The organism is Streptomyces sp. NBC_01622 (assembly GCF_045209635.1).
Lineage (GTDB): Bacteria > Actinomycetota > Actinomycetes > Streptomycetales > Streptomycetaceae > Streptomyces.
In genome coordinates this window covers 3,512,495-3,529,765 of the sequence record NZ_CP109293.1, presented here as the reverse complement: position 1 = coordinate 3,529,765, position 17,271 = coordinate 3,512,495, and the positions used below count along the sequence as shown (strand labels likewise).

The window sequence follows — 17,271 nt, the reverse complement described above, 5'->3', positions numbered from 1 at the left end:
CACTTCGTCGTCTTACGGCTATGCGCGCGACCGGTGTGCCACGTACGCCAGCGTGCCCAGCAGCAACCGTGCCGCCGGAGGCCTCGTCGCCGAGTCCAGGGCGGGGGAGCGGAGCCAGCGGACCGGGCCCAGGCCTCCTCTGTCGGAAGGCGGGGCGGTGATGTGGGTGCCGGGGCCGAGGCCGCGGAGATCGAGGGAAGTGGGGTCGTCCCAGCCCATGCGGTAGAGCAGGGAGGGGAGTTCGGCGGCTGCGCCGGGGGCTACGAAGAAGTGGGCGCGGTGGTCGGGGGTCGCCGTTACCGGGCCCAGCGGGAGGCCCATCCGCTCCAGGCGGGCCAGTGCGCGTCGGCCCGAGGGTTCGGCCACCTCGATGATGTCGAAGGCGCGGCCCACCGGCAGCATCACCGACGCGCCCGGCAACTCGGCCCAGGCCTCGGTGACTTCGTCGAGGGTCGCGCCGGCCCGCACCTCGGGTGCGAAGGCCAGCGGATGCGCGCCCGGCGCGGTGCACTTGGTGTCGCCGCAGGAGCACGCGCCGCCCGCGGCCCGCGCGCCCGCGACCACGTCCCAGCCCCACAGCCCGGTGAACTCGGCCACGGCCGTGCACTCCGAGGTGCGGCCGCGGCGGCGCGTGCCGGACCGGATGTCGCGGATACCCCGGCTGCTGCCGATCGTGAAGCCCATGCCCCCTCCAACGGGTCCAACGCACCGGTGGTTACGAGACGGATGCGCATCGTCACTCTGCGTCCACGCCTACCCGGTGCCGCTGGGTCCAGGCGGCGCCCAGGAGCATCCCGGGTGGTGTGTTTGGCGGCACGCGCCCCTGCGTGCACCGCTACGCCCACCTCCGGCCGTCCTATGTCAAGTGAATCGTGCGCGGGCAACCGTAGGTTCATTCGAAGGGGTGGCGAATGGTGGCGTTTCCGGGATCGCCGTGGCTGGACCAGTGATCGTAGGATTACTTTGAGTGCACAAGTCCTCGGGGCACATGCACTCGTGGGTATGCCGGAGGCAACTCGTCATCTCGTTCGAAGGGTGACAAGTGCGGGACGGGAAGCAGTATTTACCGGCATTCTGATAGGGCTTGGCGCACAGCGGCGACAAGTGGTTCCAGGGATGGGGGCGTTCCAGTGGGCGGCAACGGCGGAAGCGGGACGACCGCGGCCAGTACGGACAAGCGCCCCAATGAGCTGCTCGGTTCGTGGTTCGTGCGCAGCGGCTGGTCCAAGGGCGAGCTGGCACGCCAAGTGAACCGCCGGGCGCGCCGGTTGGGGGCCAACCACATCTCCACGGACACCTCCCGCGTGCGCCGCTGGCTGGACGGCGAGAACCCGCGCGAACCGATCCCGAGGATCCTCTCGGAGCTGTTCTCCGAGCGCTTCGGCTGCGTCGTCTCGGTCGAGGACCTGGGCCTGCGCGCCGCCCGCCAGGCACCGTCCGTGTCCGGCGTCGACCTGCCCTGGACGGCCCCGCAGACGGTGGCCCTGCTCAGCGAGTTCTCGCGCAGCGACCTCATGCTGGCGCGGCGCGGCTTCCTCGGAACCTCGCTGGTCCTGTCCGCGGGGCCGTCCCTCATCGAGCCCATGCAGCGCTGGCTGGTCCCCGGCCCCTCGGCCCTCCCGCCGGAGCCCGAGCCGGTGGGTCTCTCCCGGCACATCGGACGGCTCTCCAAGCCGGAGCTGGAGCTGCTGGAGTCCACCACGGCGATGTTCCGCAAGTGGGACGCCCAGTGCGGCGGCGGTCTGCGCCGCAAGGCCGTCGTGGGACAGCTGCACGAGGTGACCGACCTCCTCCAGGAGCCCCAACCCGAGTCCACCACCCGCAAGTTGTTCAAGGTCGCGGGCGAACTCGCCGAGCTGGCGGGCTGGATGTCGTACGACGTGGGCCTGCAGCCCACCGCGCAGAAGTACTTCGTCCTCGCCCTGCACGCCGCCAAGGAGGCGGGCGACAAGCCGCTCGGGTCGTACGTGCTGTCCAGCATGAGCCGCCAGATGATCCACCTCGGCCGGCCCGACGACGCGCTGGAGCTGATCCACCTCGCGCAGTACGGCAGCCGGGACTGCGCGAGCCCCCGCACCCAGTCGATGCTGTATGCGATGGAGGCCCGCGCCTACGCCAACATGGGGCAGCCCGGAAAGTGCAAGCGGGCCGTCCGCATGGCCGAGGACACCTTCGCCGACGTGCACGACTGGGACGACCCGGACCCGGACTGGATCCGCTTCTTCTCCGAGGCCGAGCTGTACGGCGAGAACTCGCACTCCTATCGCGACCTCGCCTACGTCGCCGGCCGCAGCCCCGCCTACGCCTCGCTGGCCGAGCCCGTCATGCAGCGGGCGGTGGACCTCTTCGCCAAGGACGACGACCACAAGCGGTCGTACGCGCTCAATCTCATCGGCATGGCCACCGTGCACCTTCTGCAGCGGGAGCCGGAGCAGTGCGCGGTGCTCGCGGCCGAGGCGATGACCGTCGCCAAGAAGGTGCGCTCCGAGCGCGTCAACACTCGTATCCGAAAGACCATCGACACGGCGGTCCGTGACTTCGGTGAGCTGGCCGAAGTCATCGACCTCACCGACCGGCTCGCCATCGAGCTCCCGGAGACCGCCGAGGCGGTCTGAAAACCCAGGACCCCGGCCGCGGCCGGCCTTCCCGAACCGCCCGACTCGGCTCCCCCGTGCCAGGTCATCGGAAGGCCGACCGCGGCCGGTTTCACGCACGGCCGCCTACCGGGCGGCGCCGGTACGGCAGGTGCGGGCCGGGTGGTCAAAGGACCGTCCGGCCCCTTGTGACTCGTATTCGAAAGACCGTCCGCGCGGCGGTGCGCGGCGCCGGTGGTCCGGCCGGAATCGCCGACCCCGCCCGGAGCCTCCCGGCCGGGCCGCGGGGGAGCGCCGAAGGGGCCCGGACCCCGTGCCCCGGCGCCCCCGCGCCGGGCCGCCGGAACTCCGGCCGCCGCCGGTTTCCCGCCGTCGGGGAAGGTTGCGCGACGATAACGATCGCCCGGCCGGAGATCCGGCAGTTCATCGACGCGTAACACGCGCGGCCCCTTCGTCACTCCGGTGAAACAACGTGGGGCTTCGACGGAAACCGCGCTGCGCCAATCTCATGGCGCATAACCGGACCCCCCGCCTTGACCGGACCGCATCCAGGCTTCGCCCGCACGGGGCCGTACAACCGACGAGGAGACGCCGATGGCATCAGCCGCCATCACGCTTGCCGCGGAGGCACCCAAACTGTCCTCCGCGAACACAGGCTTCATGCTCATCTGTTCCGCCCTGGTGTTGCTCATGACACCGGGACTCGCCTTCTTCTACGGAGGCATGGTCCGCGTCAAGAGCACCCTGAACATGCTGATGATGAGCTTCATCAGCATCGGGATCGTCACCATCCTGTGGGTTCTCTACGGCTTCTCGCTCGCCTTCGGTTCGAGTAACGGCTTCATCGGCTACGACTCCCACTGGCTGGGCATGAGCGACGTCGGACTGACGGACCTCTGGCCCGGCTACACCATCCCGATCTTCGTCTTCATGGTCTTCCAGATGATGTTCGCGGTCATCACGCCGGCCCTGATAAGCGGTGCCATCGCCGACCGCGTCAAGTTCTCGGCCTGGGCGCTCTTCGTCGCCCTGTGGCTGACCGTCGTCTACGTCCCGGTCGCCCACTGGGTGTGGGGCGCCGACGGCTGGGCCTTCAAGCTCGGTGTGATCGACTTCGCCGGTGGTACGGCGGTCCACATCAACGCCGGTGCCGGAGCCCTGGGCGTCATCCTGGTCATCGGCAAGCGCGTCGGGTTCAAGCGTGACCCCATGCGTCCGCACAGCCTTCCGCTGGTCATGCTCGGCTGCGGTCTCCTGTGGTTCGGCTGGTTCGGCTTCAACGCCGGTTCGTGGCTCGGCAACGACGACGGCGTCGGCGCGCTGATGTTCGTCAACACCCAGGTCGCCACCGCCGCCGCCATGCTCGCCTGGCTCGCCTACGAGAAGATCCGCCACGGCGCGTTCACCACGCTCGGCGCGGCCTCGGGTGCCGTCGCCGGTCTGGTCGCCATCACCCCGTCCGGTGGTGCGGTCTCCCCGCTGGGCGCGATCGCCGTCGGCGCCATCGCCGGTGTCGGCTGTGCCGCGGCCGTCGGCCTGAAGTACAAGTTCAACATCGACGACTCCCTCGACGTCGTCGGCGTCCACATGGTCGGCGGTATCCTCGGCTCCCTGCTCATCGGCTTCTTCGCCACCGGCAAGGGCCAGTCGGCCGCGACCGGCGTCTTCTACGGCGACCACTCCTTCACCCAGCTGTGGAAGCAGTTCGCCGGTGTCGGCGCGGTCCTCGGCTACTCCCTGGTCGCCTCCGCGGTCCTCGCCTTCCTCATCGACAAGACCATCGGTATGCGGGTCACCGAGGACGAAGAGGTCTCCGGCATCGACCAGGCCGAGCACGCGGAGACCGCATACGACTTCAGCGGCGCCGGCGGCGGCCTCAGCGGCGGCACCCTCACCGCTGCCACGGAGACGAAGAAGGTGGACGCATGAAGCTCATCACCGCTGTCGTGAAGCCCCACCGGCTCGACGAGATCAAGGAAGCACTGCAGGCCTTCGGGGTTCACGGTCTGACGGTCACCGAGGCGAGCGGCTACGGTCGTCAGCGGGGACACACCGAGGTCTACCGGGGCGCCGAGTACACGGTCGACCTGGTCCCCAAGATCCGCATCGAGGTGCTGGCCGAGGACGACGACGCCGAGCAGCTGATCGACGTCATCGTCAAGGCCGCCCGCACCGGCAAGATCGGTGACGGCAAGGTCTGGTCCCTCCCGGTCGAGACCGCCGTCCGGGTCAGGACCGGCGAGCGCGGACCGGACGCGCTCTAAAAAGAAACAGAACAGGAGTCGCTGGGTGACGAGTACGGACGTGCGCAAGGATGCAGAGGACTCCGGACCCAGCGGCTACGCGGCGGCCCGGCTGCGCCTCCTCACTGAGGGGGCGCAGTCCGGGCCGCCGCGCCGTGCGGCCCTCGCCGAACTGACCGACGACTGGCTGACCGGCCTCTTCGCCGCCGGCAACGAAGCACTCAAGGGCGTCTCGCTGGTCGCCGTCGGCGGCTACGGCCGCGGTGAACTCTCCCCGCGCAGCGACCTCGACCTGCTCCTCCTGCACGACGGCAGCGACTCCGGCGCGGTCGCCGCGCTCGCCGACCGCATCTGGTACCCGGTCTGGGACCTCGGCCTCGCCCTCGACCACTCCGTCCGCACCCCCGCCGAGGCCCGCAAGACCGCCGGCGAGGACCTCAAGGTCCAGCTCGGCCTCCTCGACGCCCGCCACATCGCCGGCGACCTCGGCCTGACCGCCTCCCTGCGCACGGCCGTCCTCGCCGACTGGCGCAACCAGGCGCCCAAGCGCCTCCCCGAACTCCAGGAACTCTGCGCCGAACGCGCCGAGCGCCAGGGCGAGTTGCAGTACCTCCTCGAACCCGACCTCAAGGAGGCCCGCGGCGGCCTCCGCGACGCCACCGCGCTGCGCGCCGTAGCCGCCTCCTGGCTCGCCGACGCCCCGCGCGAAGGCCTCGCCGACGCCCGCCGACGCCTCCTCGACGTCCGTGACGCCCTGCACCTCACCACCGGCCGCGCCACCGACCGGCTCGCGCTCCAGGAGCAGGACCAGGTCGCCGCGGAGCTCGGCCTCCTCGACGCGGACACCCTGCTGCGCCAGGTCTACGAAGCGGCACGCGTCGTGTCGTACGCCAGTGATGTCACCTGGCGCGAAGTGGGGCGCGTGCTGCGGTCGCGAGCCGTGCGGCCGAGGCTGCGCGCCATGCTCGGCGGGGGCGCCAAACCCGCCGCCGAGCGCTCCCCGCTCGCCGAGGGCGTCGTGGAGCAGGACGGCGAGGTGGTGCTCGCCCGCGCCGCGCGCCCCGAACGTGACCCCGTCCTCCCGCTGCGCGCCGCCGCTGCCGCCGCGCAGGCCGGCCTCCCGCTCTCGCTGCACGCCGTACGGCGCATGGCGACCACCGCGCGCCCGCTGCCCACGCCCTGGCCCGCCGAGGCCCGCGAACAGCTCGTGACGCTGCTCGGCTCCGGGCAGCCCACCGTCGACGTATGGGAGGCGCTGGAGGCCGAAGGCCTGATCACCCGTCTCCTCCCCGACTGGGAGCGGGTCCGCTGCCGCCCGCAGCGCAACGCCGTGCACATCTGGACCGTCGACCGGCACCTCATCGAAACCGCCGTCCGCGCCTCCGAGTTCGCCCGCCGCGTCAGCCGCCCCGACCTCCTCCTGGTCTCCGCGCTGCTGCACGACATCGGCAAGGGCTGGCCCGGCGACCACTCCGTGGCCGGCGAGATCATCGCCAAGGACGTGGCCGCCCGCATCGGCTTCGACCGCGCGGACGTGGCCGTACTCGCCACGCTCGTACGCCATCACCTGCTGCTCATCGACACGGCCACTCGGCGCGACCTGGAGGACCCCGCCACGGTCCGTTCGGTCGCCGAGGCGGTCGGTACGACGAGCACCCTGGAGCTCCTGCACGCCCTGACCGAGGCGGACGCGCTGGCCACCGGGCCGGCTGCCTGGTCGTCCTGGCGGGCCTCCCTCGTCACCGACCTGGTGAAGCGGGTCGCCGCCGTCCTCACCGGCGACGCCCCCGAGGAGCCCGAGGCGGGCGCGGCCACGGCGGAACAGGAACGCCTCGCGATCGAGGCGGTGGCAACGGGCGGCCCGGTCCTCGCGCTGCGCGCCCAGACCGAACCTCCGTCCGAGGACGAGCCCGCCGGCGACCCCGAACCCCTCGGCGTGGAACTCCTGATCGCCGTACCGGACCAGCCGGGCGTCCTCCCCGCGGTGGCGGGCGTCCTGGCGATGCACCGCCTGACGGTCCGCACGGCGGAGTTGCGCGCACTCGACCTGCCCGACGGCGTAGAGGGCTCGGTCCTCTTGCTGAACTGGCGGGTCGCCGCCGAATACGGCTCCCTGCCCCAGGCCGCCCGGCTGCGCGCCGATCTCGTACGGGCCCTGGACGGGTCGTTGGACATCGCGGGCCGCTTGGCGGAACGGGACGCGGCATACCCGCGCCGCCGGGGTGTCGTGGCACCGGCTGCCCGAGTGACGGTCGCCCCGGCCGCCTCCCGGCACGCGACGGTCATCGAGGTGCGCGCACACGACGCACCTGGGCTGCTGCACCGGATCGGGCGGGCGCTGGACGAGGCGAAGGTCCGGGTCCGCAGCATGCACGTCAGCACGCTGGGCTCGAACGCGGTGGACGCGTTCTACGTCACCGGGGCGGAGGGGACACCTCTGCCGGCGGAGGAGGCTACGGCGGTCGCGCGCAAACTGGAGGAAACCCTGCGGGCCTGACCCGTGACCCGGTCTTGTGCGACCGGGATACCCTGGAGGGCGATTCCCCCATAGCCACCGACCCCGAGGACCGCGAGCGCCGTGTTCGATACTCTCTCTGATCGCCTCTCAGCCACTTTCAAGAACCTGCGCGGCAAGGGACGGCTCTCCGAGGCGGACATCGACGCCACCGCGCGTGAGATCCGGATCGCGCTGCTCGAAGCCGACGTTGCCCTGCCCGTCGTCCGTACGTTCATCAAGAACGTCAAGGACCGTGCCCTCGGCGCCGACGTCAACAAGGCGCTGAACCCGGCCCAGCAGGTCCTGAAGATCGTCAACGAGGAACTCGTCACGATCCTCGGCGGCGAGACCCGGCGGCTGCGCTTCGCCAAGAACCCGCCGACCGTGATCATGCTCGCGGGTCTGCAGGGTGCCGGTAAGACGACCCTCGCGGGCAAGCTCGGCAAGTGGCTCAAGGACCAGGGGCACTCGCCGCTGCTCGTCGCCGCCGACCTCCAGCGCCCCAACGCGGTGAACCAGCTGAGCGTCGTCGCCGAGCGCGCCGGTGTCGCGGTCTACGCGCCCGAGCCGGGCAACGGTGTCGGGGACCCGGTCAAGGTCGCCAAGGACTCCATCGAGTTCGCCAAGTCCAAGGTCCACGACATCGTGATCGTGGACACCGCCGGCCGCCTCGGCATCGACCAGGAACTGATGCGGCAGGCCGCGGACATCCGCGACGCGGTCTCGCCGGACGAGATCCTCTTCGTCGTGGACGCCATGATCGGTCAGGACGCGGTCAACACCGCTGAGTCCTTCCGCGACGGCGTCGGTTTCGACGGCGTGGTGCTCTCCAAGCTCGACGGCGACGCCCGCGGTGGTGCGGCCCTGTCGATCGCCTCGGTCACCGGCAAGCCGATCATGTTCGCGTCGAACGGCGAGAAGCTCGACGACTTCGACGCCTTCCACCCGGACCGGATGGCCTCCCGCATCCTCGACATGGGTGACCTGCTCACCCTGATCGAGCAGGCGGAGAAGACGTTCAGCCAAGAAGAGGCCGAGAAGATGGCCTCGAAGCTGGCGTCCAAGAAGGGCCAGGACTTCACCCTCGACGACTTCCTGTCCCAGATGGAACAGGTCAGGAAGATGGGCAGCATCAGCAAGCTGCTCGGCATGCTGCCCGGCATGGGCCAGATCAAGGACCAGATCAACAACCTGGACGAGCGGGACGTCGACCGTACGGCCGCCATCATCAAGTCGATGACCCCGGCCGAGCGCACCGAGCCGACCATCATCAACGGCTCGCGCCGCGCCCGTATCGCCAAGGGCTCCGGCGTAGAGGTCAGCGCCGTGAAGGGGCTGGTCGAGCGGTTCTTCGAGGCCCGCAAGATGATGTCCCGCATGGCGCAGGGCGGCGGAATGCCCGGCATGCCGGGGATGCCGGGCATGGGCGGCGGCCCCGGCCGTACTAAGAAGCAGCCCAAGCAGGCCAAGGGCAAGCAGCGTTCCGGCAACCCGATGAAGCGCAAGCAGCAGGAGCTGGAGGAGGCGCAGCGCCGCGAGGCGGGTGCGGCTCAGGGCGGCAACGCGTTCGGGCTGCCCGAGCAGGGCGGCAAGGACTTCGAGCTGCCGGACGAGTTCAAGAAGTTCATGGGCTGACAGCCCGTCTTCTACGTCACCGAGGGCGCCCCTCTCCGGAAGGGCGCCCTCGGCGCATGCCGGGCGTGCCGACGCCTGGCCCGTGTCGTAACTTGCCGATATGACCAACCCCGCGCCGCCGCGCAAGTCTCCCGACCAGCCCTGGCGTACCGAGGGCACCCCGGACGAGCCCCCGAAGCCGTCGCCGGGCGGGAAGAAGATGCGCGGCGGCTGGTGGAGTCTGATCCTCACCGCGCTGGTCGTGTACCTGATCGCGAATCTGATCCTGTCGTTCTTCAACGAGGGCAACGAGCCGACGATCTCGTACACGGAGTTCAGCAAGCAGGTCGACGCGGGCAACGTCACCAAGATCTATGCCAAGGGCAACGCGATCCAGGGCCAGCTGAAGAAGGGCCAGGACAACCCGGACGGCGGCGGCAAGTACACCAAGTTCGACACCGAGCGGCCGACCTTCGCGGACGACCAGCTCTGGGAGGACCTGACCAAGCACAACGTCACGGTCACGGCGGAACCGGTCGTCCAACACCGTAGTTTTCTGGCCAATCTGCTGATCTCGCTGGCACCGATGCTGCTCCTGGTCGTCCTGTGGCTCTTCATCGCACGGCGGATGAGCTCGGGGCTCGGCGGCGCGGGCGGCATGCTCGGCCGCAAGGCCCCACCGAAACCGGTCGAGTTGGAGCCGGGCAAGCAGCGCACGACCTTCGAGGACGTGGCGGGCATCGACGAGGTCGAGGGCGAGCTGAACGACGTCGTCGACTTCCTCAAGAACCCCGACACCTACCGCAAAATGGGCGCCAAGATGCCCCGGGGCGTGCTGCTCGCGGGCCCGCCCGGCACCGGAAAGACGCTGCTCGCGCGGGCGGTCGCGGGGGAGGCGGGGGTGCCGTTCTTCTCGGCCTCGGCCTCCGAGTTCATCGAGATGATCGTCGGTGTCGGTGCCTCACGCGTGCGTGAACTGTTCGCGGAGGCCCGCAAGGTGGCCCCGTCGATCATCTTCATCGACGAGATCGACACCATCGGCCGGGCCCGCGGCGGGGGCAGCGGCATGGGCGGTCACGACGAGCGCGAGCAGACCCTGAACCAGATCCTCACGGAGATGGACGGCTTCTCCGGCTCCGAGGGCGTCATCGTCATCGCGGCCACCAACCGCGCCGATGTCCTGGACCCGGCCCTGACCCGCCCCGGCCGCTTCGACCGGGTGGTCGTGGTCTCGCCGCCCGACCGGGGCGGCCGCGAGGCGATCCTGGAGATCCACACCCGCGAGATCCCGCTCGCGAAGGACGTGAACCTCGCCCAGGTCGCCCGTACGACCCCGGGCATGACCGGCGCCGAACTCGCCAACCTCGCCAACGAGGCCGCCCTCCTCGCCGTCAAGCGCCAGCAGAGCGAGGTCACCCAGTCCGACCTCTCGGAAGCCCTGGAGAAGGTCCAACTGGGCGCCGAACGCCCGCTGGTGATGCCCGAGGAGGAGCGCCGGCGCACCGCGTACCACGAGAGCGGCCACGCCCTCCTGGGCATGCTCCAGCCCGGCGCCGACCCGGTCCGCAAGATCACCATCGTCCCGCGCGGCCGGGCCCTCGGCGTCACGCTGTCGACGCCGGACGCGGACAGATACGCGTACACCGAGGAGTACCTGCGCGGCCGGATCACCGGCGCCCTCGGCGGCATGGCCGCGGAACACGTCGTCTACGGAGTGATCACCACCGGCGCCGAGAACGACCTCGAACAGGTCACCAACATCGCGCGCGGGATGGTCGCCCGCTGGGGCATGAGCGAGCGCGTCGGCCGCCTCTCCGCCCTCCCGAACGACGCCCAGCAGGCCTACGGCCTCTCGGCGGCACCGCAGACCCTGGACGTGATCGACCACGAGATGCGCCGCATCGTCGACGAGTGCTACGACGAGGCCATCCGCAAACTCCGCGACCACCGCGGCCAGTTGGACGCGCTCGCCGAGGCCCTCCTGGAGAACGAGACGCTGGAGGAGACGGACGCGTACCGCATCGCGGGCGTTACGCGCCTCTTCAAGGAAGAGCCGTAGTCATCCTCAGGGCGTACGCGCGATGAGGTACCGGAACATGTTCGGCATCCACACCGTCCCGTCCCGCCGCTGATACGGATGCAGGGCTTCCGTCAACTCCTTGTCCACCTGCACCTGGTCCGTCGCGGTGATCGCCGCGTCGAAGAGCCCCGTGGACAGCAGCCCGCGTACGGCACTCTCCACATCGGCGTACCCGAAGGGGCACGACACCCGCCCGGAGCCGTCCGGCCGCAGACCGGCGCGCTGGGCGACCTCCTCCAGGTCGTCGCGCAGGGCGGGGCGCCAACTGCCCGCGCTGCGCAGCGGATCCGCCATCCTGGCGGCCACCCGTAGTACGGACGACGTGGCGCAGCGCTCCGGCGGACCCCAGCCGGCCAGCACCACCGGCGCCCCGTGCTCGGTCAACGGCGTGGCGGACGCGAGCAGTTCGCCGAGTCCCTCCGCGTCGCCCGCGAGGCACCCGATGGGTTCGAAGGCGGTCACCAGGGTGTACGCGGGCGTCTCCGCGTCGGCCGCGTCCCTGGAGGAGCCGTGGACGAGCCGGGTGTGCGCATGTGCGCGTGGCGACCACGGGCCCGGTTGCAGCCGTTCCCGGGCGAGGGTCAGCCGTTCGGGGGAGGAGCGCTCGACACCGGTGACCGACGCGCCTCTGGAGGCAGCCATCAGCAGGGCGAGCCCGGAGCCGCAGCCGAGGCCGAGCAGCCGGGTGCCGGACCCCACTTCGAGTCGCTCGTAGACGGCTTCGTAGAGCGGTACCAGCATCCGCTCCTGGATCTCGGACCAGTCACGCGCGCGTGCACCCAGGTCCACGCGGGGCGCGGGCCCCGCATGAGGCAGGTGGTGCCGCACGAGCGTAGGTGTCATCGAAAGCGCCCCAATCCGCCGAGAGTTGTGGCCGTGCCCGTTTCCGGGGCCCCGTGATGTGCGCTCGCACTTCCCCCGTATGCCAGCAAACTCCGCGCTCGCTACGGCGTCCAGGGTTTGTGGGGCCCGGCTTGTGGCTTCTCTGTGGGAGTGGCGAGAATTCACATGACGGCAACGTGGGCCCGTACCATCTCGCCATGGCCAAGGCACCCGTACTCACACCGCGGGCGGAAGATTTCCCCCGCTGGTACCAGGATCTGATCAGCAAGGCCGAGCTGGCCGACAACGGCCCGGTGCGCGGCTCCATGGTCATCCGACCGTACGGGTACGGCATCTGGGAGCGGATGCAGGCCGAGATGGACGCCCGGATCAAGGAGACGGGCACCGAGAACGCGTACTTCCCGCTGCTGATCCCGCAGTCCTATCTCGCCCGCGAGGCCGACCACGTCGAGGGCTTCGCGCCCGAGCTGGCCGTGGTCACGCACGGCGGCGGCAAGGAGCTGGAGGAGCCCGCGGTCGTCAGGCCCACCTCCGAGATGATCATCAACGAGTACTTCTCGAAGTGGGTGCAGAGCTACCGCGACCTGCCTCTGCTGATCAACCAGTGGGCGAACGTGGTCCGTTGGGAGCTGCGCCCCCGGCTCTTCCTCCGCACGAGCGAGTTCCTGTGGCAGGAGGGCCACACGGCGCACGCGACCTACGAGGAGGCGCGCGACTTCGCCGCGCACATCCACCGCCAGGTGTACGAGGACTTCATGGTCAACGTCCTCGCGATGGACGTCGTACCGGGACGCAAGACGGTCAAGGAACGGTTCGCGGGCGCGATCAACACCCTCACCCTCGAAGGGATGATGGGCGACGGAAAAGCGCTGCAGATGGCGACCAGTCACGAGCTGGGCCAGAACTTCGCCAAGGCCTTCAACACCCAGTACCTGTCCAAGGAGGGCAAGCAGGAACTGGTCTGGCAGACCTCATGGGGCTCCACCACCCGCATGATCGGCGCCCTGGTGATGATGCACGGCGACGACGACGGACTGCGGGTGCCGCCGCGGTTGGCGCACATCCAGGTCGTCGTTCTCGCGATCAAGGGGGACGAGGCGGTTCTGGCCAAGGTCCGCGAGCTCGGGGCCAGGCTGAAGGCGGCGGGCGTCCGCGTCCGTGTCGACGACCGCACGGACGTCCCCTTCGGACGCCGGGCCGTCGACTGGGAGCTCAAGGGCGTACCCGTACGCATCGAGATCGGGCCCCGTGACCTGGAGAACGGCACCGCGATGCTGGCCCGGCGGATCCCCGGAGGCAAGGAGCCGGTGGCGATCGACTCCCTCGTAGAGCTGCTTCCCGTCATCCTCGAGGAGGACCAGGTGCTGCTGCTGAAGCAGTCCCGCGAGCGGCGCGAGTCCCGCACCTCCGAGGTGTCCACGATCGGGGAGGCCGTCGAGGCCGCCACCGCGGGCGGCTGGGCGCGCATCCCGTGGGCGACACTGGGCGAGGAGGGCGAGGCCGAGCTGGCCGAGCACGCGGTCACCGTACGGTGTCTGGTCGCCGAGGACGGGTCGGTACCGGACGCCGACAAGGCACCCGGTAACGTCGCGGTCGTCGCGCGCGCTTACTGAAGTGGCGGCCTCCGGCGGCAGAGCGACCGAAAGGCCTCTTGCGCAACGGCGGACGACAGCTCCCCCGGCGCGCGGACACTGTCTACGCGCCGGGTCGTACGTAGGACTACGCACCAGCTTGGTATGAGCTGTGAGGCTTCTCCGCAGATCAGCGCACCCGCCCTCGTCAGGACGCATCAGCGGCAACTGACGGGTACGTGCAAATTATTTGGGATGCCCCGGAATCGGAACACAGGGGCACTCCGGCTCGTTGTCATTACGTGAGCACGACACAGACACCACCTGTTCTCGCCGCAGAGCTGGCAGAGGCGTGGGCCGACATTCAGCGGTACCACCCCGAACTGCCCGATCTGGCCGCGCCCGAGTCCCTGATCGGAGAGTCGTCGTCCGCCTGCGGACACGAGCTCTCCTTCGAGCGACTGCTCCATGAGGCAGTCCATGGCATCGCCGCCGCGCGCGGCGTGCGCGATACGTCCCGTGCCGGCCGCTACCACAACCGCAGATTCCTCGCGATCGCCGAGGAGCTGGGCCTGGACCACCCCGACGAACCGCATCCCAGCAGCGGTTTCTCGCTGGTCCAGCTCAACCCCGAGGCCAAGCGGCGCTACCGGCCGACGATGGAGCGTCTTCAGCGCGCGCTGAAGGCGCACACCGTCGCCACCTCCGCGGACACCTCCCGCACCTTCCGCGGCCCGGCCGCCCGGCACGGTTCGTCCGGCGGGGGCGTCCGCGTCAAGGCGGTGTGCGACTGCGGTCGTAACGTGCGGGTTGTCCCGTCGGTGCTGGCCCAGGCGCCGATCGTGTGCGGGGGCTGCGGCAAGCCCTTCCGCATTCCGGAGGTCGTGGGCGCGGCCTGAGGGCGCGGCTGCTCGTGGCAGCCGCACCCCGCAGGGCCGGGTTGCGTACACCCGCGCCGGTCACCTCCCGGCGCCGGGTGTCGCTTCCGCATGGGCGGGGCCATGCGGGGGCATGCTCCCCGGTCGGGCGAGCCGCCAGGGTGTGGCACAATGGCTAGCTGTACTCGACAGCCGCACAGGAACCCTCTCGCCTCCGGCTGACGCGTCCATCGGGCACTCGGGTACCGCAACCCCACGCGGCCATCTCGCCGTGCCCAACCACGTCAAAACCAGGAGAACCCACTCCCGTGGCAGTCAAGATCAAGCTGAAGCGTCTGGGCAAGATCCGTTCGCCTCACTACCGCATCGTCGTCGCCGACTCCCGTACCCGCCGTGACGGCCGGGCCATCGAGGAGATCGGTCTGTACCACCCGGTGCAGAACCCCTCGCGCATCGAGGTCGACACGGACCGCGCGCAGTACTGGCTGGGTGTCGGCGCGCAGCCGACCGAGCCCGTCCTCGCCATCCTGAAGCTCACCGGCGACTGGCAGAAGTTCAAGGGCCTGCCGGCCCCGGCTCCGCTGCTCGTGGCCGAGCCGAAGGCCGCGCGCCCCGTGTTCGACGCCCTCGGTGGCGACGACGCGAGCAAGGGTGAGGCCATCACCCAGAAGAAGAAGGCAGACAAGAAGGACGAGGCTGCGGCCGAGTCCGAGTCGACCGAGGCCTGAGCATGCTCGAGGAGGCTCTCGAGCACCTCGTGAAGGGCATCGTCGACAACCCTGACGATGTGCAGGTCGCCTCGCGCGACCTGCGTCGCGGGCGCGTGCTGGAGGTCCGGGTGCACCCCGACGACCTCGGCAAGGTGATCGGTCGCAACGGCCGCACCGCTCGCGCTCTGCGCACCGTCGTGGGCGCAATCGGCGGCCGAGGCGTCCGCGTCGACCTCGTCGACGTGGACCACGTCCGCTGACGTTCGTGGATCTCGTCCGCTGACGTCTATCGCAATCCGGCTCGGGCCGGGGAGGGCCTGCGGGCCGTCCCCGGCCCGTCGTCGTACTCGTCGTACTACAGGAGAGCAAGCACAGTGCAGCTGGTAGTCGCTCGCATCGGCCGTGCCCACGGCATCAAGGGCGAGGTCACCGTCGAGGTACGCACCGACGAGCCGGAACTCAGGCTCGCCCCCGGAGCCGTCCTGGCCACCGAACCCGCCTCCACCGGCCCCCTGACCATCGAGACCGGCCGGGTCCACAGCGGCCGGCTCCTCCTGCGCTTCGAGGGCGTGAGCGACCGCACCGGCGCCGAGGCCCTGCGCAACACCCTCCTGATCGCCGAGATCGACCCGGAGGAGCTGCCGGAGGAAGAGGACGAGTACTACGACCACCAGCTGATGGACCTGGACGTCGTCACCAAGGACGGCACCGAGGTCGGCCGGATCACCGAGATCTCCCACCTGCCCTCCCAGGACCTCTTCATCGTCGAGCGCCCCGACGGCAGCGAGGTGATGATCCCGTTCGTCGAGTCGATCGTCCTGGAGATCGACCTGGAGGAGCAGCGCGCGGTCATCGACCCGCCGCCAGGGCTGATCGACGACCGGGCAGAAATCGTGTCCTCCAGGGAGGAGGAGGCGTAATGCGGCTCGACGTCGTCACGATCTTCCCCGAGTACCTCGAACCGCTGAACGTCTCCCTCGTCGGCAAGGCACGCGCGCGTGGACAGCTGAATGTGCACGTGCATGATCTGCGCTCCTGGACGTACGACCGCCACAACACGGTCGACGACACCCCCTACGGCGGTGGCCCCGGCATGGTCATGAAGACCGAGCCCTGGGGCGACGCCCTGGACTCCGTCCTGGCCGACGGGTACGAGACGGGCTCCGGCGCGCCCGCGCTCATCGTGCCCACGCCCAGCGGCAGGCCCTTCACCCAGGAACTCGCCGTGGAGCTCTCCGAGCGCCCCTGGCTGGTCTTCACGCCCGCCCGCTACGAAGGCATCGACCGCCGGGTCATCGACGAGTACGCGACCCGTATGCCCGTCTACGAGGTGTCCATCGGCGACTATGTGCTCGCCGGCGGCGAGGCGGCCGTCCTGGTCGTCACGGAGGCCGTGGCACGGCTGCTGCCGGGCGTCCTGGGCAACGCCGAGTCCCACCGCGACGACTCCTTCGCGCCCGGGGCCATGGCCAACCTCCTGGAGGGGCCGATCTACACCAAGCCGCCCCAGTGGCGCGGCCGGGAGATCCCGGACGTGCTGCTCAGCGGCCACCACGGCAAGATCGCCCGCTGGCGGCGCGACGAGGCGCTGAAGCGCACGGCCGCCCACCGGCCCGACCTGATCGAGCGCTGCGAGCCCAAGGCCTTCGACAAGAAGGACCGCGAGATGCTCTCGATCCTGGGCTGGGCCCCGGACCCGGCGGGGGAGCCGTACGGCCGATTTTGGCGCAGGCAGGACGGCGTGGAAGAATAGGTCGCTGTTGTGCGTCGTCCGGCGTGCGCCCCTGCCACAGGGGGACACGACGCCCGCCCCGGCACGGACAGCATCCTTCCGAAAACCCAGCTCCCGCTGATGACCTGTGGCATCGGCGAAGAAAGCAGACGAAATGTCCCACCTGCTCGACATCGTCGACGGCGCCTCGCTGCGCACCGACATCCCGGCCTTCCGCCCGGGTGACACCGTCAACGTCCACGTTCGCGTCATCGAGGGCAACCGCTCCCGTGTGCAGCAGTTCAAGGGCGTAGTCATCCGTCGCCAGGGCGCCGGTGTCCGCGAGACCTTCACGGTCCGCAAGGTCTCGTTCTCCGTCGGCGTGGAGCGCACCTTCCCGGTGCACACCCCGATCGTCGAGAAGATCGAGCTCGTGACCCGTGGTGACGTCCGTCGCGCGAAGCTGTACTACCTCCGTGACCTGCGCGGCAAGGCCGCGAAGATCAAGGAGAAGCGCGACAACTAGTCGC

General features: G+C 70.1%; 15 protein-coding genes. 13 read left to right on the top strand and 2 right to left on the bottom strand.

The genetic code is table 11. From position 1 onward, the window contains the following. Window positions 1-18 precede the first annotated feature (18 nt). Entirely contained in the window at window positions 19-684 is a 666-nt protein-coding gene (locus OH768_RS15635; RefSeq protein ID WP_406454059.1) for a bifunctional DNA primase/polymerase, read from the bottom strand. 446 nt (window positions 685-1,130) lie between these two features. Here OH768_RS15635 and OH768_RS15630 point away from each other — a divergent pair, with 446 nt between their 5' ends. The 6 genes from OH768_RS15630 to ftsH all read left to right on the top strand — a co-directional run bounded on the left by OH768_RS15630 (window position 1,131) and on the right by ftsH (window position 11,007). Beyond that, window positions 1,131-2,615, top strand: coding sequence for a hypothetical protein (locus OH768_RS15630; protein ID WP_406454057.1), 1,485 nt, complete (start codon window positions 1,131-1,133; stop codon window positions 2,613-2,615). A 573-nt stretch (window positions 2,616-3,188) separates the two neighbouring features. Beyond that, a complete protein-coding gene (locus OH768_RS15625; protein WP_406454055.1) occupies window positions 3,189-4,523 on the top strand; it encodes an ammonium transporter in 1,335 nt (444 codons plus the stop codon). After that, the gene (locus OH768_RS15620; RefSeq protein WP_003997576.1) at window positions 4,520-4,858 is read left to right on the top strand and encodes a P-II family nitrogen regulator; all 339 of its coding nucleotides are present in this window, start codon (window positions 4,520-4,522) and stop codon (window positions 4,856-4,858) included. The genes OH768_RS15625 and OH768_RS15620 overlap by 4 nt, the downstream gene beginning before the upstream one ends. 25 nt (window positions 4,859-4,883) lie before the next feature. Continuing rightward, the gene (locus tag OH768_RS15615) at window positions 4,884-7,334 is read left to right on the top strand and encodes a [protein-PII] uridylyltransferase (protein WP_406454053.1); all 2,451 of its coding nucleotides are present in this window, start codon (window positions 4,884-4,886) and stop codon (window positions 7,332-7,334) included. An 81-nt stretch (window positions 7,335-7,415) separates the two neighbouring features. Next, window positions 7,416-8,969 carry a signal recognition particle protein gene (ffh, locus tag OH768_RS15610; protein WP_406454051.1) on the top strand — a complete coding sequence of 518 codons (1,554 nt, stop codon included), beginning with the start codon at window positions 7,416-7,418 and terminating at the stop codon, window positions 8,967-8,969. Between the two features lie 100 nt (window positions 8,970-9,069). Continuing rightward, complete coding sequence (ftsH, locus tag OH768_RS15605; protein WP_406454049.1) at window positions 9,070-11,007, top strand: ATP-dependent zinc metalloprotease FtsH; 1,938 nt, start codon at window positions 9,070-9,072, stop codon at window positions 11,005-11,007. 6 nt (window positions 11,008-11,013) lie between these two features. On the opposite strand, the gene OH768_RS15600 is transcribed toward ftsH, so the two are convergent. Further along, on the bottom strand, window positions 11,014-11,871 hold the full coding sequence (locus tag OH768_RS15600) for an SAM-dependent methyltransferase (protein WP_406454047.1): 858 nt from the start codon (window positions 11,869-11,871) through the stop codon (window positions 11,014-11,016). Between the two features lie 197 nt (window positions 11,872-12,068). Here OH768_RS15600 and proS point away from each other — a divergent pair, with 197 nt between their 5' ends. The 7 genes from proS (at window position 12,069) to rplS (ending at window position 17,267) form a co-directional block, all read left to right on the top strand. Continuing rightward, window positions 12,069-13,484: a proline--tRNA ligase gene (gene proS, locus OH768_RS15595; RefSeq protein ID WP_406454045.1), complete on the top strand. Its 1,416-nt coding sequence runs from the start codon at window positions 12,069-12,071 to the stop codon at window positions 13,482-13,484. Between the two features lie 260 nt (window positions 13,485-13,744). Then, window positions 13,745-14,341 carry a hypothetical protein gene (locus tag OH768_RS15590; protein WP_019068763.1) on the top strand — a complete coding sequence of 199 codons (597 nt, stop codon included), beginning with the start codon at window positions 13,745-13,747 and terminating at the stop codon, window positions 14,339-14,341. Between the two features lie 287 nt (window positions 14,342-14,628). Then, window positions 14,629-15,048, top strand: a complete 420-nt coding sequence (rpsP, locus tag OH768_RS15585) for a 30S ribosomal protein S16 (RefSeq protein ID WP_362973389.1) — start codon at window positions 14,629-14,631, stop codon at window positions 15,046-15,048. A 2-nt stretch (window positions 15,049-15,050) separates the two neighbouring features. Next, window positions 15,051-15,290: an RNA-binding protein gene (locus OH768_RS15580; protein WP_005479813.1), complete on the top strand. Its 240-nt coding sequence runs from the start codon at window positions 15,051-15,053 to the stop codon at window positions 15,288-15,290. Window positions 15,291-15,404: 114 nt separating this feature from the next. Next, window positions 15,405-15,950 carry a ribosome maturation factor RimM gene (gene rimM, locus OH768_RS15575; protein WP_406454042.1) on the top strand — a complete coding sequence of 182 codons (546 nt, stop codon included), beginning with the start codon at window positions 15,405-15,407 and terminating at the stop codon, window positions 15,948-15,950. Next, window positions 15,950-16,783, top strand: a complete 834-nt coding sequence (trmD, locus tag OH768_RS15570) for a tRNA (guanosine(37)-N1)-methyltransferase TrmD (RefSeq protein ID WP_406454040.1) — start codon at window positions 15,950-15,952, stop codon at window positions 16,781-16,783. Before rimM ends, trmD begins: the two co-directional genes overlap by 1 nt. 133 nt (window positions 16,784-16,916) lie before the next feature. After that, window positions 16,917-17,267, top strand: coding sequence for a 50S ribosomal protein L19 (gene rplS / locus OH768_RS15565; RefSeq protein ID WP_019058701.1), 351 nt, complete (start codon window positions 16,917-16,919; stop codon window positions 17,265-17,267). The last annotated feature ends 4 nt before the right edge of the window (window positions 17,268-17,271 follow it).